This is a genomic window from Nocardioides ureilyticus (assembly GCF_051280745.1).
GTDB lineage: Bacteria > Actinomycetota > Actinomycetes > Propionibacteriales > Nocardioidaceae > Nocardioides.
This window is the reverse complement of record NZ_JBNCOG010000007.1, coordinates 1-15,694: the sequence shown is the minus strand read 5'-3', so window position 1 is coordinate 15,694 and position 15,694 is coordinate 1. Positions and strand designations below refer to the sequence as shown.

General features: G+C 72.7%; 14 protein-coding genes. 5 read left to right on the top strand and 9 right to left on the bottom strand.

Annotated elements, in window-relative coordinates; all coding sequences use genetic code 11:
- Nucleotides 1-99: 99 nt before the first annotated feature.
- Nucleotides 100-1,185: a mechanosensitive ion channel family protein gene (locus ACSMHG_RS05455; protein ID WP_435742425.1), complete on the top strand. Its 1,086-nt coding sequence runs from the start codon at nt 100-102 to the stop codon at nt 1,183-1,185.
- 68 nt (nt 1,186-1,253) lie between these two features.
- Here ACSMHG_RS05455 and ACSMHG_RS05450 read toward each other — a convergent pair whose 3' ends face one another.
- Nucleotides 1,254-1,682 (bottom strand): OsmC family peroxiredoxin, encoded by a 429-nt coding sequence (locus tag ACSMHG_RS05450; RefSeq protein ID WP_435742423.1) that lies wholly within the window; start codon nt 1,680-1,682, stop codon nt 1,254-1,256.
- A 98-nt stretch (nt 1,683-1,780) separates the two neighbouring features.
- On the opposite strand from ACSMHG_RS05450, the gene ACSMHG_RS05445 reads away from it, so the two are divergent.
- Nucleotides 1,781-2,155, top strand: a complete 375-nt coding sequence (locus tag ACSMHG_RS05445; protein WP_435742421.1) for a globin — start codon at nt 1,781-1,783, stop codon at nt 2,153-2,155.
- 13 nt (nt 2,156-2,168) lie between these two features.
- Here ACSMHG_RS05445 and ACSMHG_RS05440 read toward each other — a convergent pair whose 3' ends face one another.
- Complete coding sequence (locus ACSMHG_RS05440; protein ID WP_435742420.1) at nt 2,169-2,876, bottom strand: acyltransferase; 708 nt, start codon at nt 2,874-2,876, stop codon at nt 2,169-2,171.
- Nucleotides 2,877-2,886: 10 nt separating this feature from the next.
- A complete protein-coding gene (locus ACSMHG_RS05435; RefSeq protein WP_435742419.1) occupies nt 2,887-3,762 on the bottom strand; it encodes an acyl-CoA thioesterase in 876 nt (291 codons plus the stop codon).
- A 69-nt stretch (nt 3,763-3,831) separates the two neighbouring features.
- On the opposite strand from ACSMHG_RS05435, the gene ACSMHG_RS05430 reads away from it, so the two are divergent.
- On the top strand, nt 3,832-5,046 hold the full coding sequence (locus ACSMHG_RS05430) for an acetyl-CoA C-acetyltransferase (protein ID WP_435742418.1): 1,215 nt from the start codon (nt 3,832-3,834) through the stop codon (nt 5,044-5,046).
- A 1-nt stretch (nt 5,047) separates the two neighbouring features.
- Here ACSMHG_RS05430 and ACSMHG_RS05425 read toward each other — a convergent pair whose 3' ends face one another.
- Entirely contained in the window at nt 5,048-6,151 is a 1,104-nt protein-coding gene (locus tag ACSMHG_RS05425; RefSeq protein ID WP_435742417.1) for a DNA glycosylase AlkZ-like family protein, read from the bottom strand.
- Nucleotides 6,152-6,227: 76 nt separating this feature from the next.
- On the opposite strand from ACSMHG_RS05425, the gene ACSMHG_RS05420 reads away from it, so the two are divergent.
- Nucleotides 6,228-6,719: a MarR family winged helix-turn-helix transcriptional regulator gene (locus tag ACSMHG_RS05420; RefSeq protein ID WP_435742416.1), complete on the top strand. Its 492-nt coding sequence runs from the start codon at nt 6,228-6,230 to the stop codon at nt 6,717-6,719.
- 92 nt (nt 6,720-6,811) lie between these two features.
- Here ACSMHG_RS05420 and ettA read toward each other — a convergent pair whose 3' ends face one another.
- The 5 genes from ettA to ACSMHG_RS05395 all read right to left on the bottom strand — a co-directional run bounded on the left by ettA (nt 6,812) and on the right by ACSMHG_RS05395 (nt 13,720).
- Nucleotides 6,812-8,494 carry an energy-dependent translational throttle protein EttA gene (ettA, locus tag ACSMHG_RS05415; protein WP_435742415.1) on the bottom strand — a complete coding sequence of 561 codons (1,683 nt, stop codon included), beginning with the start codon at nt 8,492-8,494 and terminating at the stop codon, nt 6,812-6,814.
- A gap of 58 nt (nt 8,495-8,552) precedes the next feature.
- Nucleotides 8,553-8,972, bottom strand: a complete 420-nt coding sequence (locus tag ACSMHG_RS05410) for a single-stranded DNA-binding protein (RefSeq protein ID WP_435742414.1) — start codon at nt 8,970-8,972, stop codon at nt 8,553-8,555.
- 171 nt (nt 8,973-9,143) lie between these two features.
- Nucleotides 9,144-10,793, bottom strand: coding sequence for a GTPase (locus ACSMHG_RS05405; protein WP_435742412.1), 1,650 nt, complete (start codon nt 10,791-10,793; stop codon nt 9,144-9,146).
- 45 nt (nt 10,794-10,838) lie between these two features.
- A complete protein-coding gene (locus ACSMHG_RS05400) occupies nt 10,839-12,602 on the bottom strand; it encodes a dynamin family protein (RefSeq protein WP_435742410.1) in 1,764 nt (587 codons plus the stop codon).
- Nucleotides 12,599-13,720: a PrsW family intramembrane metalloprotease gene (locus tag ACSMHG_RS05395; protein WP_435742409.1), complete on the bottom strand. Its 1,122-nt coding sequence runs from the start codon at nt 13,718-13,720 to the stop codon at nt 12,599-12,601. Before ACSMHG_RS05395 ends, ACSMHG_RS05400 begins: the two co-directional genes overlap by 4 nt.
- A 65-nt stretch (nt 13,721-13,785) precedes the next feature.
- Between ACSMHG_RS05395 and ACSMHG_RS05390 the strand changes: the two genes are divergently transcribed.
- Entirely contained in the window at nt 13,786-15,237 is a 1,452-nt protein-coding gene (locus ACSMHG_RS05390) for an aminopeptidase P family protein (RefSeq protein WP_435742408.1), read from the top strand.
- Nucleotides 15,238-15,694: the final 457 nt, after the last annotated feature.

Sequence of the window (15,694 nt, the reverse complement as noted above, 5' to 3'; positions counted from 1 at the left end):
GCCACCCCCGGGGGCGTCCGAGACGAGTGGCGCACACCGCACCGCGTCCCACCGCCGACGGCGCCGTACGGCGATGCGGACCTGTTACACATGGGTGCCATGTTCGCGCTTGCCGACTCCACCAGCCCCTGCGCCGACGGCGAGCAGGTCTGCGACCTCGTCTGGCGATGGTTCGGGCGCAACGACGACCTCGCCGAGGTCGCCGACGTGATCATCGGGAAGCCGCTCGCCATCGCCGGGCTGCTGGTGCTCGGCCTGGTGGTCCGCTGGGTGCTGCACAAGCTCGTCGACCGCCTGGTGGTGAGCGCCGAGGACGGGGTGCTCCCCGACAAGGTGACCCGGCTCCCCCGACGGCGCAGCAACGAGGCGGTCCAGTCCGTCGCCGTCAAGGACGTGGCCAACCACAACCGGCGGGTCCAGCGCGCCAAGACCATGGGCGACCTGCTCAAGAGCGTCATCACCGGCCTGCTGCTCGCCGTCATCGGGACGATGATCCTCAGCGAGGTCGGCGTCGACATCGCGCCGATCATCGCCAGCGCCGGCATCGTCGGCGTGGCGCTCGGCTTCGGCGCTCAGTCGCTGGTCAAGGACTTCCTGTCGGGGATCTTCATGATCTTCGAGGACCAGTACGGCGTGGGCGACGTCATCGACCTCGGCGAGGCCGTCGGCACCGTCGAGGCGGTGAGCCTGCGGGTCACGCGGCTGCGCGCCCTCGACGGGACGGTCTGGTACGTCCCGAACGGCGAGATCATGCGCGTCGGCAACCTCAGCCAGAACTGGTCGCGGGCCCTGATCGACGTGGGCGTCGCCTACGACACCGACCTGGTCAAGGCCAAGCAGGTGCTCCAGGACGTCGGGCGCAGCATGTGGGAGGACGAGGACTTCCGGGGGCTGCTCATCGAGGAGCCGGAGGTCACCGGTGTCGAGATGCTCGCGGCCGACTCGATCAACCTGCGGATCATGGTGAAGACCGCTCCCCTCGAGAACTGGGCGGTCGCCCGCGAGCTGCGGCAGCGGATCAAGAGCCGCTTCGACCACGAGGGCATCGAGATCCCGTTCGCCCAGCGCGTCATCTGGCACCGCGACGAGAGGAACGCTGCCGCGCAGGAGCGCGGCCGCAGTGGCGAGTCGGCCGGCACGGACGCCGACGAGAAGGCGGGACACGAGGCCGGCGACAGGGCCTGAACGCGACGACGGCCCGCCCGGTGACCGGGCGGGCCGTCGCCCCGTGTCGTACGTGTCGTACCGCGGGATCAGGCCTTGAGCGAGGCGTCCAGCGTGATCGTGGTGCCCGCCAGCGCCTTGCTCACCGGGCAGTTCTCCTTGGCGCCGTTCGCCGCCTCGACGAACTGCTCCTCGGAGATGCCCTCGACGGTGCCGACGACCGTCAGCTTGATGCCGGTGATGCCGGTGCCGGGGGTCAGCTCGACCTCCGCGGTGCTCTCGAGGGTGGTCGGCGGCGTGCCGGCCTTCGACAGGGCGGCGGAGAGGGCCATCGAGAAGCACGAGGAGTGCGCCGCCGCGATCAGCTCCTCGGGGCTCGTCTTGCCGTTGGCCGACTCGGCGCGAGAGGGCCAGGAGACGTCGAAGGTACCCACGCCGGAGGTCTGGAGCTCCACGGAGCCGGAGCCCTCCTGGAGGGAGCCCTGCCAGGTGGTCTGCGCGGTGCGCGTCGTTGCCATGCGTCGATCAACTCCTGATGTCACTGGGGGACGTGCTGGTCGTCGCGAGTCTTCCACGCGGATTCAACGCAGCGGCCGGCCGGCGGCAGAATGGACGGGTGAGCACGTTCTACGAGGAGATCGGCGGCTTCGAGACGTTCCGGAGAATCGTCTCGACGTTCTACGAGGGCGTGGCCGAGGACGAGGTGCTCCGACCGATGTACCCCGAGGAGGACCTCGGGCCCGCGGAGGAGCGGTTCCTGCACTTCCTCGTGCAGTACTGGGGCGGCCCCACGACGTACTCCGAGACTCGTGGTCACCCCCGCCTGCGGATGCGGCACGCGCCGTTCGAGGTGACCCCCGCCGCCCGGGACGCCTGGCTCAAGCACTTCCGTGCCGGTCTCGACGCCGTCGACCTCACCCCCGAGCAGGACGCGCAGTTCTGGGAGTACGTCACCCACGCGGCGCAGTTCATGGTCAACACGCTGGAGTAGCCGGCGAGCGCCCTCAGGGCAGCCCCACCATGGCGTCCTCGAGGTCGTCGTCGAGCACCGGGCGTACGTCGCCCCGCGAGCCGACCCAGCCGACACCCGGCTCCAGCCGCCGCACCACCCGGGCCGGGTTGCCGGCCACGACCGCGTGGTCCGCGACCTCGCCGCGCACGACCGAGCCCGCCGCCACCACCACGTTGCGGCCCAGCCTGGTGCCGGGCAGGAGCACCGCGTGGTGGCCGATCCAGCTGCCCGCGCCGACGACCACCGGGTGGCTGCGGCCGAACTGGGCGCCGATCGGCCGGTCCGGCACCTGGTAGCCGTGGCTCGCGTCGGTGATGAAGACGCCCTGGCCGCAGAAGACGTCGTCGCCGAGCTCGATGGAGCGGTGCGCGGTGATGCTGGTGCGGGCGCCCAGCACGCATCGGTCGCCGATCACCAACCCGCGCGGCGGCAGCTCCTGCTCGCCGACCCCCCAACCGACCGAGAGGGTGACCTGGCGGCCGACGAGGGTCCCGGACCCGAGGTGGATGGAGCCGCGGCCGACGATGCTGGCCGGCGGGAAGTCGACGCAGGTACCGGCGCCGAAGCTGCCGAACGCCGCGGCCCCGGGCGTGCCGGGCACGATCTCGCCCACCTCGTCGACCCAGCGCCACGCCGCGTGCACGGCGCGGTGCGCCAGCCGACGCGGGAGCCGGGTCAGCGGACGCGGGACGAGGGGCACCGACGGGACCTTAGGGCACCGGCGGCCCGGCCGCTGCCGACAGCAGCGCTTCCCGGAACACCGGCAGGGGCCGGGTCGCCCGCTGCGTCTCCGGGTCGAAGACCACGATCGTCGTCGTCGCCCGTGCCAGGACGGTCTCGCCGTCGCAGAGGTCGGACTGCACGTCGAACGACGTGGTGCCGACCCGGGAGATCCACGACCACGCCTCGTAGGGCTCGGTGCGGTGGACCAGCGGCACCTTGTACTCCACCTGCTTGTGCGCGACCACGAGCGTCGGCCGCGGGATCTCGAGCGGCGCGTCGCGCCACAGCCGCGCGAAATAGAGGATGCGCGCCTCCTGGAAGTACTCGAAGTACTTGACGTTGTTGACGTGGCGGAAGACGTCGACGTCGGAGAAGCGCACCTGCACCTCGTAGCGACCGACGCGCTCGCGACGCGGCGCCACGACCGGCGCGGACACCGGCTCGGCCGGCTCGAGGTAGTCCTCGAGCGTCCGCTTCTCCTCGGCCGTCAGCCGCCGCGGGCGCTCGTGCTCGAAGACGTACGGCGTGAGCAGAGTCGTGGCGCGGGCGTAGACCGTGCGCCGGCCCTCGGCGTCCTCCTGGAACAGCTCGTAGGCGATCGTGAACGAGGCGGCCCGGATCTCCGTCACCCAGCACTCCACCTGGACGGGGCGGAACCGGAACTCCAGCGGCGCCCGGTAGGTGATCTCGGTCCGGACGACGACCACCCCCTCCGCCAGGTCGCCCGTCGCCGTGGACCGACCGTGGGTGCGCAGCATGTCGACGCGCGCCTCCTGCAGGTAGTCGACGTACACGACGTTGTTGACGTGACCGAGGAGGTCCATGTCTCCCCAACGGAGGGGGCACTCGTAGACGTGTCGCACGCCACGATCCTCCCAGCACCGGCTGATCTAGGCTGACCGGGCACATTCCTTCGAGATCGGAGCTCCTGCATGCCCGAAGCCGTCATCGTCTCAGCCACGCGCTCGCCCATCGGTCGGGCGAACAAGGGCTCGCTGAAGGACCTGCGACCCGACGACCTCGCCGCCCAGATCGTCAAGGCGGCACTGGACAAGATCCCCGAGCTCGACCCGACCACCGTCGACGACCTCTACCTCGGCTGCGGCCTCCCGGGCGGGGAGTCGGGCAACAACATGGCGAAGATCGTCAACGTCCTCAACGACATGGACGCCGTGCCGGGCGCCACCGTCACCCGCTACTGCGCCTCGTCGATCCAGACCTCGCGGATGGCCTTCCACGCGATCAAGGCCGGCGAGGGCGACGTCTTCATCTCCGCCGGCGTCGAGACCGTGTCCCGGTTCGCCAAGGGCACCTCCGACCACTGGCCCGACACCAAGAACCCCAAGTTCGCCGAGGCCGAGGAGCGCACCCAGAAGATGGCCGAGGGCGGCGTCGACTGGCACGACCCGCGCGAGGACGGCCTGCTCCCGGACGCCTACATCGCGATGGGCCAGACCGCGGAGAACGTCGCTCGCCTGCGCGGGGTCACCCGGGAGGAGGCCGACCAGTACGCCGCGCGCTCGCAGCAGCGGGCGGAGAAGGCCATCAAGGACGGCTTCTGGGCCCGGGAGATCACCCCCGTCACCACGCCCGACGGCACGGTCGTCTCCGCGGACGACGGCCCGCGGGCCGGCGTGACGGTCGAGGCGCTGGCGGAGCTGAAGCCGGTCTTCCGCCCCGACGGCATCGTCACCGCGGGCAACTGCTGCCCGCTCAACGACGGCGCTGCCGCCGTCGTGATGATGTCGGACACCAAGGCGGCCGAGCTGGGGATCACCCCGCTCGCGCGGGTCGTCGCCACCGGTGTCTCCGGCCTCTCCCCCGAGATCATGGGCTTGGGCCCGGTCGAGGCCACCAAGCGGGCCCTCAAGCTCGCCGGCATGAGCATCAACGACATCGACCTCGTGGAGATCAACGAGGCCTTCGCCGCTCAGGTCATCCCCTCCTACCAGGAGCTCGGGATCGACCTGGACCGCCTCAGCGTCAACGGCGGCGCGATCGCCGTGGGACACCCGTTCGGCATGACCGGCGCCCGGCTGCAGAACACGATGCTGAACTCGCTGGACTGGCACGACAAGACCACCGGCCTGATCACCCTCTGCGTGGGCGGCGGCCAGGGCATGGCGATGATCCTCGAGCGGATCTGACCTAGTCGCTGAACCCTGCGAACGCCTGGCCGCGGAACGTGGCCAGGCGTTCTGCTTCCTCGACCAGGCCCACGGGGTGGTCGCCACCGTCCCAGCGGACGACCTCGAGACGCAGCCGTCGGCCGCTGCTGCGCGGACGCCAGGTGCCGACCAGCTGGTGGTCGACCAGGACCGCGCCCGGCCGGCCCAGGGTGCGCCACAGGTCCTTGCGCGCCTCCTCCTCCGGCACGACGGTCTCCCGGTCGCGTCCCTGCAGGAACAGGTCGAACGGCCCGAGGAGCCGCACCCCGCTCGCAGGCGGCGCGTCGCGGAGGGCGTCGAGGTCCTCGGCCAGCACGGCCCGGCGCTCCCCCTCGACCTCCACGGGCACGACGTCCTCCGGCCAGCGCGCCCTGACGTCCTTCACCGGTGCGTCGACGAAGCCCGCCACCTGCTGCGGCGTCGCGGGACCGAGCAGCCGGAGCACGCCGCGGACCACGTCGTGGCTCGGCGGGACCGACGCCGCCGGACCGTCCCAACCCGGGATCCGGCGGAGGACCGGAGGCGAGGTCCCCGGCTCGAGCTCGAGCCCGGCGCGGAGCGCGGCCAACCGGAAGGTCTGCTCGTAGCTGTGCACGGCCCCGCACGGCCGGCACTCGCGCAGGTACGGCGGCGGCAGGCGCTCGGTGAGGGCGCGCGAGAGCTCACCCTTGGCCGTCGGCCGATCGACGACCTCGCGCATCACCCGGGCGACGTGGTCCAACGCGTCGAGGACCGGGATCCCGGCGGCGCGCAGGGGCCGGGACGCGTCGAAGACCCGCTTCGCCGCGTCCGGCTCCGACCACGGAGCAGTGGCGGCAGCGACGACCGCTGCGTCCTCCCGGCGGTACAGGTGCGGCGCGCCGCGCAGGGTCCAGACCAGCAGCCGACCGTCGTAGGTCGGCTCCGCGCCGCGCACGGCCAGGGCCCACCGCGCCCCGTCGGGACCGGTCTCCTGGACGCCGAGGTCGAGCACCGCTGGATCGGCGCGACCACCGGCCGCGGCGGCGTCGAGTCCCTGCGCGCGGACCCGGAAACGCAGCAGGGCCTCTCTCGGAACTCGCGCCGCGACCGCCGTGGTGCTCATGCCACCATCGTGCCGCACCCCGCCGACGCCCCGCGGCCTCACGCCCCGGTCGAGCCGGTTCGCCTAGAGTGGCGGCGTGGCAGACCCGACCGACGTGCAGTGGCTCGACGCCCGGCAGCAGTGGGCGTGGCGCTCGTTGGTGATGGGCACGACCCTGCTCTTCGACCGGCTCGACGAGGACCTGCGCCGCTCCTTCGACCTCTCGCTCACCGAGTACGAGATCCTCGTGCGGCTCAGTGAGCGCGACGGCCAGATGCGGATGGCCCAGCTCGCCGACGCGCTGGCGCACAGCCGGAGCCGGGTCACGCACACCGTGGCGCGGATGGAGCGCGCCGGCCTGCTGAGCCGCTCGGCGTCCCCCGAGGACGGTCGCGGCATCGTCGCGGCGCTGACCGACGAGGGCATGGACCTGCTGCGCCGCGCTGCGCCGCTGCACGTGCAGAGCGTGCGCGACCACCTCGTCGACCTCGTGTCCGCCGAGGACCTCGCGGCGATGGGCCGCGTCCTCGACGCGGTGTGCGACAACCTCGTGGCCGAGCACCCCGAGATGGAGCTGCGCCAGCGCTGACCTCCTCGGTCAGCGCCGGCGCAGGCTCGTGGGCTGCTGGTCGGCCAGTCAGTCGCGGGTCAGTCGCGGGTCAGTCGCGGGTCAGCCGCGGGTCAGTCGCGGGTCAGGCGGCGGTGGGTCACGCGGTGCGGCCGCGCGGCCTCGACGCCCAGGCGCTCGACCTTGTTCTCCTCGTAGGCCGCGAAGTTGCCCTCGAACCAGAACCACTTGGCCGGGTCCTCGTCGTCGCCCTCCCAGGCGAGGATGTGGGTGGCCACCCGGTCGAGGAACCACCGGTCGTGGGAGGTGACCACGGCACACCCCGGGAAGTCGAGGAGTGCGTCCTCGAGCGAGGACAGGGTCTCCACGTCCAGGTCGTTGGTCGGCTCGTCGAGCAGCAGCAGGTTGCCGCCCATCTTGAGGGTGAGCGCCAGGTTGAGCCGGTTCCGCTCGCCGCCCGAGAGCACGCCGGCCTTCTTCTGCTGGTCGGGCCCCTTGAAGCCGAACGACGCGACGTAGGCGCGGGAGTTCATCTCGAAGTTCGCGACCTTGATGAAGTCCAGGCCGTCGGAGACGACCTCCCAGACGTTCTTGTTCGGGTCGATGCCGCCGCGGCTCTGGTCGACGTAGGAGATCTTCACCGTCTGGCCGACCGTGAGCTCACCGGCGTCCGGGGCGTCGTTGCCGGTGATCATCCGGAACAGGGTGGTCTTGCCGACGCCGTTCGGTCCGATGACGCCGACGATGCCCGCCCGCGGCAGCGAGAACGACAGGTCGTGCATGAGGGTGCGCCCCTCGAAGCCCTTGGTGAGCGCCTTCGCCTCGAGCACCACGTCGCCGAGGCGCGGACCCGCCGGGATGTTGATCTCCGAGGTGTCGATCTTCCGCATCCGGTCGGCTTCGGCCGCCATCTCCTCGTAGCGCGCGAGGCGGGACTTGCTCTTGGCCTGCCGCGCCTTGGGGTTGGAGCGGACCCACTCCAGCTCCTTCTCGAGCATCTTGGCGCGCTTGGCGTCCTTCTGCCCCTCGATCTTGAGCCGGTCCTTCTTGGTCTCCAGGTACGTCGAGTAGTTGCCCTCGTAGCCGTGGATGGCGCCCCGGTCGACCTCGGCGATCCACTCGGCGACGTTGTCCAGGAAGTACCGGTCGTGGGTGACCGCGAGGACCGCGCCGGGGTAGCTCTTGAGGTGGCCCTCGAGCCACTGCACCGACTCGGCGTCGAGGTGGTTGGTGGGCTCGTCGAGCAGCAGCAGGTCGGGCTGCTGCAGCAGCAGCTTGCACAGCGCGACACGACGGCGCTCACCACCGGAGAGGTGGTCGACCACGACGTCGGCCGGCGGGCAGCGCAGTGCGTCCATCGCCTGCTCCAGGCGGCTGTCGAGGTCCCAGACGTTGGCCGCGTCCAGCTCGCTCTGCAGGTCACCGGCCTCCGCGTTGACCTTGTCGAGGTCGGCGTCCGGGTCGCCCATCATCATGTAGAGCTCGTCGAGCCGGGCCATCTTGGCCTTGGTCTCGGCGACCGCCTCCTCGACGTTCTCCAGCACCGTCTTGCCCTCGGTCAGCGGCGGCTCCTGCTGCAGCATCCCGACGGTCGCCTCGGGGTCGAGCAGCGCGTCACCGTTGTTCGGGTGGTCGAGCCCGGCCATGATCTTGAGCAGCGAGGACTTGCCGGCGCCGTTCGGCCCCACGACGCCGATCTTGGCGCCGTGGAGGAACGAGAGGGTCACGTTGTCGAGGACGACCTTGTCGCCGTGGGCCTTGCGCACGTTGCGCAGGGTGAAGACATATTCCGCCATGGGGCCCGAGCGTAGTTGGCTCGCGCCCGGAACACCCGTCGGGGGCGAGGAGCCCTGGTCAGGCGGCGGCGGTGGTCGACGACTCCGGCTCCCCCTCGGCCCGCGGTGGGGCCGTGCGGGGCGTCTTGGTGAAGACGCTGGTGCCCCGGGCCAGGTCATGGCCGACGAAGGTGGCGTCGACCTCCAGGCTGATCACCTCGACGCCGGTGTTGCTCACCCAGGTGCTGGCGTTCATCCGCCCGTGCACGACGACCGGGTCTCCCCGGTGCACCGAGGCCGCGACGTTCTCGGCGAGGCCCCGCCAGGCGTTGACGGTGAACCACTGCGTCTCACCGTCGACCCACTCCCCCGACCGGCGGGAGAACCGGCGCGGCGTCGACCCGAGCCGGAAGCTCGCGACCTGCGCCTCGCCCGCCTGCCGCAGGCTGACGTCACCGCCGACCCATCCCTGCAACGTCACGACCGTCTCGTTGAGCACGATGACCCTCCTCGTCCAGGACCGCGCCCGGCCGCCGTCGGACGGGCTGCTCGGTCAGGACGAGCCTGCGGGCGGGCACCGACGCCCCGCGTACGGTCACCGGTCGCCTGTGCACGGTGCCGCGGTGGACGGCTCCTGTGGACGCGACGCGGCCCCGGGCCGGCGCGAGGATCAGCGGAGGGCGGTCGCCAGCCCCGTCCGCACGGCGGTGTACGCCTCGAGCTCGGCCGCCACCGGCCGGACCACGAGCTCCTGGGACACCTCGTGGACGGCGCTGCGCAGCCGCCGGTCGGCCACCGCCGCCCGCCGCCGGGCGGTGGCCGCGACGAGGAAGCGGCACACCAGCGCGAGGAGGATCCCGAGGAGCACCCCTCCGATGAGCAGCACCAGCGGGAGCGCGACGCCGGCGACCTTCGGAGTCGCCTCGTCACCGAGCGTCCCGGAGACGACGAGCAGGACGGTCCACACCAGGCCCGCGGCCGCGGCCAGGACGAGCAGCCACTGCAGGACGCGGACCAGCCCCGCCCACACGGGGAGCCGCTCGACACCGAGGTCGGTCTGCGACAGCGCCAGGTCGAGCCGGTCGTGCAGGTCGTCCAGGCGGGAGGTCGAGGCGCGTCGCACCGCCTCGGCCCACGGCCGGGCGAGCCCCTGTGAGACGTCGTCGGCCAGGGACCGCACCTCGGTGTCGACGCGCGCCCGCTGGACGGGCGTGGCGCTGGGCATGGACGAGCGGGCCCGCCCGGTGAGCTCACGGCCCGCGTCGCCGAGGTCGAGGTGGAGCCGCTTGAGCGGGTCGGGCTTGAGCCCCGAGAGCCAGGACACGACCGGCCAGCCGGTGGCCCGTCCGGCCCGGAGCCGGGTGGAGCGCTGCACGGCGTCGACCACGGTGGGCACGCCGGCGGCGTCGGCCAGCGAGTCGTCGAGCGCCCGGACGCGGTCCTCGGACAGGGTGCGGGTGCGCGCGTCGCCGCTCGCGGCGTCCAGCCGCTCGGCCGCGCCGCGCAGGTCGGCCTCCAGCCGGGTCCGGGTGGCCTTCTTGGCGCGCACGCGCTCGCTGACCTCGCGGCGCAGGTCGTCGAGGCCGATGCCGGCGCGGGCGCTGATCGCGATGACCGGGACCCGGGAGAGGCCGTCGGCGTCGAGCAGCCGACGTACGTCGTCGACCATCGCCTGCCGGCGGTCCTCGGGGACGGTGTCGATGTGGTTGAGGACCACCACCATCACGTCCTCGTGGCTCTGCAAGGGGGCGAGGTACCGGTCGTGGATCGCCGCGTCGGCGTACTTCTGCGGGTCGAGGACCCACACGAGCATGTCGACGAGCTGCACCAGCCGGTCGACCTCGAGGTGGTGCGACACCTCGGTCGAGTCGTGGTCGGGCAGGTCGAGGAGGACGACCCCCTCCATCGCGGTGTCCTCACGACGGCTGTCGAGCATGGAGTCGCGGGTGGTCTGGTGCCGCGGCGGGATGCCCAGCCAGTCCAGCAGCTCGTCGGCCCCGTGGCTGCCCCACACGCAGGCGGTCGCCCAGGAGGTCGTCGGCCGGCGCACGCCCACGGCCGAGAGCTCGAGCCCGGTGAGGGCGTTGAAGGTGGAGGACTTCCCCGACCCCGTGGCCCCTGCGATCCCGACGACCGTGTGCTCCGCGGAGAGCCGCAGCCGGCCGGCTGCCCGGTCGGCGACCGTCTCGACCTCGTCGAGCAGCGTGTCGTCCAGACGCCCACGTGCTGCCCGGGTCGCCGACTCGAGTGCCTCGATCCGGGCCCCGATGTCGGTACCGCGGGTGACCAGCTTCTTGGCCCCCTCGAGCAAGGACGTCATCTTCTCCCTCAGTGCAGCGTCGTCGGTGTGGCGGTGGGGGCCACCCTAGGCGGGCGGCCCTCCTGGCACGGTGGCGCCGTCGCCACGACCGGCGGAGAACCGCACGTCGTCGACCCGGCGTGAGGCCTGCCGCAGCTGTTCCGGCGCCGTGGACGAGAGGGCCAGCCCGTCCAGGACGCGGACGTAGCGAGCCCTCTCGGCCTCGATCAGCTCGGTGATGCGTACGTCGAGGGACCGGCGGGCGCGCTCGGCCAGCGACCGGACGGCCTGGTCACCGAAGACCGCCTCGAGCAGCTTCTGCCCCAGGACGGCGCTGCCGCCGGCGATGCCGGCCTCCGCCCCGATGAGGACGCCCCCGGTGTGCGCGAAGACCACCACCATGAGGGCGACCGACAGTCCGTTGACGCCGTAGGCGAGGAAGCGTGCGGTGGTCCGCTTGTCGGCGCCCTCGGTGCGGACCATCTCCAGCACCTCCTGCTGCCACTCGCGCACGGCACGCTCGGTGGCGCGGCGCAGGTCGCGCGACGCTCGCCCGAGGTCCTCGTCGGCGGCCGCCAGGAGCCCCTGCCCCGCAGCGTGCTGCTGCCACGCGGCCTCGGCGCGCTCGGCCGCCGCCTCGGCGTGCTCGAGGACGAGGGTCTCCAGACCGGACTCGACGGCCACCGTCACGCGCTCGGCCTGCTGCGGCTTGCCCTTCACGGCGTTGACGACCCGGTCGCGCAGCCATCCGACGCGGTTCTCCAAGGACTTCAGCAGCTCGCCGGTGCCCACGAACTCCTGCCACCGGGCCAGCACCTCGCCCCGCAGGAGGGTCCCGTCGGCACAGGCGCGCCGGATCTCCTCCACGGCGCCGTCGTACGCGCGGTCGGCGTCCTCACGGAGCCGACGGGTCAGCTCCACCTGCTCGTCTGCGGCGCCGGCGACCCGGTGCGCGCGGTGCGTCAACGTGCGGATCGCCCCCTCCAGGGTCTGCTTGACCACGGCGGCGCGCGCATCGGCGTCGGCCGCGAGCGACTGCAGCCAGCCGCGCACGTCGGCGACGTGGCCGCTCGGCAGCAGCCCGTCGGCGTCGACGGGCCCCTCGGCGACGGTGAACAGCGGCGAGTCCTTCAGCCCGCGGCTCGCCAGCATGCGGGCGAGGTGGGTCGCGACCGTCTGCATCGCGTCGTCGGGCGTCCGGTCGAGCACGATCGCCACCGCGGTCGACCGCTCGGCGGCCTGCTTGAGGAAGCCCCACGGCACCTGGTCGGCGTACCGCGCCGCCGACGTCACGAAGAGCCACAGGTCGGCGGCCGCCAGGAGCTGCGCCGCGAGGAGGCGGTTGCGCTCCTCGACCGAGTCGACGTCGGGTGCGTCGAGGATCGCCAGGCCCTGGGGCACGCCGTCGGAGGCGACCAGCTGGAGGGCGTCGGGGTCGTCGGTCGAGTGCCGCACCCGCTCGAGGTCCGGCAGCAGACGGTCCTGCCCGAACCACTGCGCGTCCTCGGGGTGGTGGACCAGGACCGGCGACCGGGTGGTCGGGCGCAGCACGCCCGGAGTGGTCACCCGGGTGCCGACCAGGGAGTTGACCAGGGTCGACTTGCCGGCGCCGGTGGAACCGCCCACCACGGTCAGCAGGGGGGCGTCGATCGTCATCAGCCGCGGGATGACGTAGTCCTCGAGCTGGTCGACCATCTCCTGGCGGGCCGAGCGCTGCTCGTCGACGCCGGGCAGCTCCAGCGGCAGGGCGACCGCCTGCAGGGCGCTGCGCAGCTGCACCAGCGCGGTCAGCATCCTGCCGTCGTGGTCGGTCGGGCCGGGTGAGGTCATCGGGTGGGTACCACCTGTCCGGGGAAGGCGATGAACGGGCGCACGGCGCCGATCCTCGCGACGTACTCCTGGCCGCGCGCGGCGAAGTCCGGCGGCGGCGTACCGCGCAGGTACCGGTGATGGAGGAACCCGAGCTCGATGGCTGCCTGCTGGTAGTCGCGCATGGCCCGCTCCGCGGCGGCGCCACCCTGGTCACGGGCGTGGGCCCGGGCGCGGCGGCGGGCGCCCAGGTCGGTCACCCAGCCGATGTCCGTGGCCGGGACCAGTCCGAGAGCGGCGGCGTCACCGAGCGCGACGGTGAGCATCCGGCGCTCGGCCCGGCGCGCCCACGCCGCGAGACAGGCCAGTCCGACCAGGGCGGGTGCCATCAGCACGAGGTAGACGAGCGCGAAGCTGCCGAACCCGTAGATGGTGGAACCGTTCCACAGCGCATGCGCGACCACAGCCAGGCAGTAGCCCACCACGGGTGCCAGGAAACGTACGACGCCGGCACGGGAGGTCACCGCGAGCCCGACACCGATGCCGATGAAGGTGGTGAAGAAGGGGTGCGCGAAGGGGCTGAACAGGCACCTGACCACGAAGGTGGTGGTCAGCGCCTGGGTGCCGCCGGGCCCCAGGGAGTCCGTGCCGTCGTACGCCGCGGCCAGGTAGAGGATGTTCTCGGTGAACGCGAAGCCGATGCCGACCATGCCGGCGTAGACGATGCCGTCGAGCAGCCCGTCAAGCTCGGCGCGGCGCCACCACAGGAGCAGCAGCAGGAAGACCCCCTTGCTCGCCTCCTCCGTCACCGGAGCCAGCACCGCGAGGCTCGCCTCCTCCGTCACGCCGACCGCGAGCCCACCGATCCCCTGGACCACGATGGCCGCTGCGGTCGCGACGAAGGCTCCCCACAGCAGGCCGCTCGCCAGCAGCCGCTTGGGCTCCGGCTCGTACCGGTCGAGCCACAGGTAGCAGGCGACGAGCGGGCCGACGGGCAGCGCGGCGAGGGCCGTGGCGACGAGCAGCGTGCTCGGCGCACCCGAGAGCGCGATGACCAGCAGCATCAGCAGCGCGCACAACGAGACCAGCACCGTCACCACCACGGTGAAGGCGACGCTCTCCCTGCGTGGTGCGGACATGCGCCGCACCCTATCGCTGCGCCGCACGGTCGCCGGGTGTCCCCGTCGCCGCCTACAGTGAAGACGTGAGCGAGCAGACAACGCCGGAGGTCCCCGCCCAGCCGAAGAACGAGCCTGCCACGGAGTCCCACGACCCGGCCGTGCCGCCGGCGTACTCCGCCTTCATGCGCACCGGCTGGGGCGACCGCGAGCTCGACCTGCCACCGCACCCGGTGGCGCCCTGGGCGGAGCGGCGGCGGGAGCGGCTGGCCGCCTCCTTCCCGGATGAGCGGCTCGTGCTGCCGGCAGGGAGCTACAAGGTCCGGTCGAACGACACCGACTACCGGTTCCGGCCCGACACCGCGCACACCTACTTCTCCGGCAACCAGACCAGCGACGCGGTGCTGGTCGTGGAGCCCGACGGGTCCTCGGTGCTCTACGCGCGGCCGCGCTCCTCCCGCGAGACCGACGAGTTCTTCCGCGACCGGCAGTACGGCGAGCTGTGGGCCGGTCGCCGGCCGTCCCTGCACGAGATGTCCTCGTCGCTGGGGATCGAGGTCCGGCACGTCGACCGCCTCGAGCAGGACCTCGCGGGGACGGCGCCGGCGAAGACCCGGGTGCACCGCGGGGTCTCCCCCGTGCTCGACCGGCTCCTCCCCGGCGACGCCGGGCTCGACGGCGACCTGGCGCGCGTGGTCTCGGAGATGCGCCTGGTCAAGGACGAGTGGGAGGTCGGCGAGCTCCAGGAGGCCTGCGACATCACCACGCTCGGTTTCGAGGACTCCGTCCGCGAGTGGGACGACGTGCTGCGGTACGGCGAGCGCTGGCTCGAGGGCACGTTCTTCCGCCGCGCGCGGGCGATGGGCAACGACATCGGCTACGACTCCATCGTCGCCGGCGGCAAGCACGCCACCACGCTGCACTGGATCGAGAACTCGGGGCCGATCACCCCGGGCGAGCTGGTCCTGCTCGACATGGGCGTCGAGGGGCGCAACCTCTACACGGCCGACGTGACGCGCACCCTCCCGGTCGACGGCACCTGGACCGCCCGGCAGCGCGAGCTCTACGAGCTGGTGCTGACCGCCCAGCAGGCCGGCATCGACGCCGTCCGGCCGGGTGTGCCCTTCACGGCCGCGCACGACGCCGCCATGTCCGTGCTCGCGCACGCACTCGATGACATGGGGCTGCTCCCGGTCAGCGCCGAGGAGGCGCTGGACCCGACGAGCAAGGTCTACGCGCGCTGGACGCTCCACGGCACCAGCCACATGCTCGGCATGGACGTCCACGACTGCGGGGCCGCCGCGCCCGAGGCCTACGCGAAGGGCACCCTGACCGAAGGCATGGTGCTGACCGTGGAACCCGGCCTGTACTTCCAGGAGGACGACCTGCTCGTCCCCGAGGAGCTGCGCGGGATCGGCATCCGCATCGAGGACGACGTGCTGGTCACCGCCGACGGCTGCCGCAACCTCTCTGCGGCGCTTCCGCGGGCGGCCGACGCGATCGAGGAATGGATGGCCGAGCGGGCCCCACGCCGCTGAGGCGTCAGTCGAGGACCGAGGGAGCGGCGTCGCCGTCCTCGAGCCAGTCCCACCCGTCGTCGTAGTGGTCACCGTCGCCCGGACGCCTGCGCTCCCGTCCGCGCCCCGTGGACCGTGCGGCACCACCGGCCGCGGCAGCTCCACGGCCGCCGGCCGCACCGGCGCCGCCGCTCCGACCACCTGCTCGGTCCGCAGCAGCCGCCTGCCCCGGCACCGCCGCCGCACGACCTCCGGTCGTGCGCGTCGCGCTCGCCGAGCTCCGTGAGGGAACGGCGCCACCGGCGGACGCGCCACGGCCGAGGGCCCCCGCACCAGCCGTCCGAGCGGAGCTGCCGATGGCGCGGACCTGACCGCCCGCTGCGAGAGCGCCACCCGGCACGCCCCGGCCACCCGGGACCACGCCGGAGCCTCGGCCACCGGCCGCCAAGCCGCCGGCAACGGCGCCGCCGGCAACGGC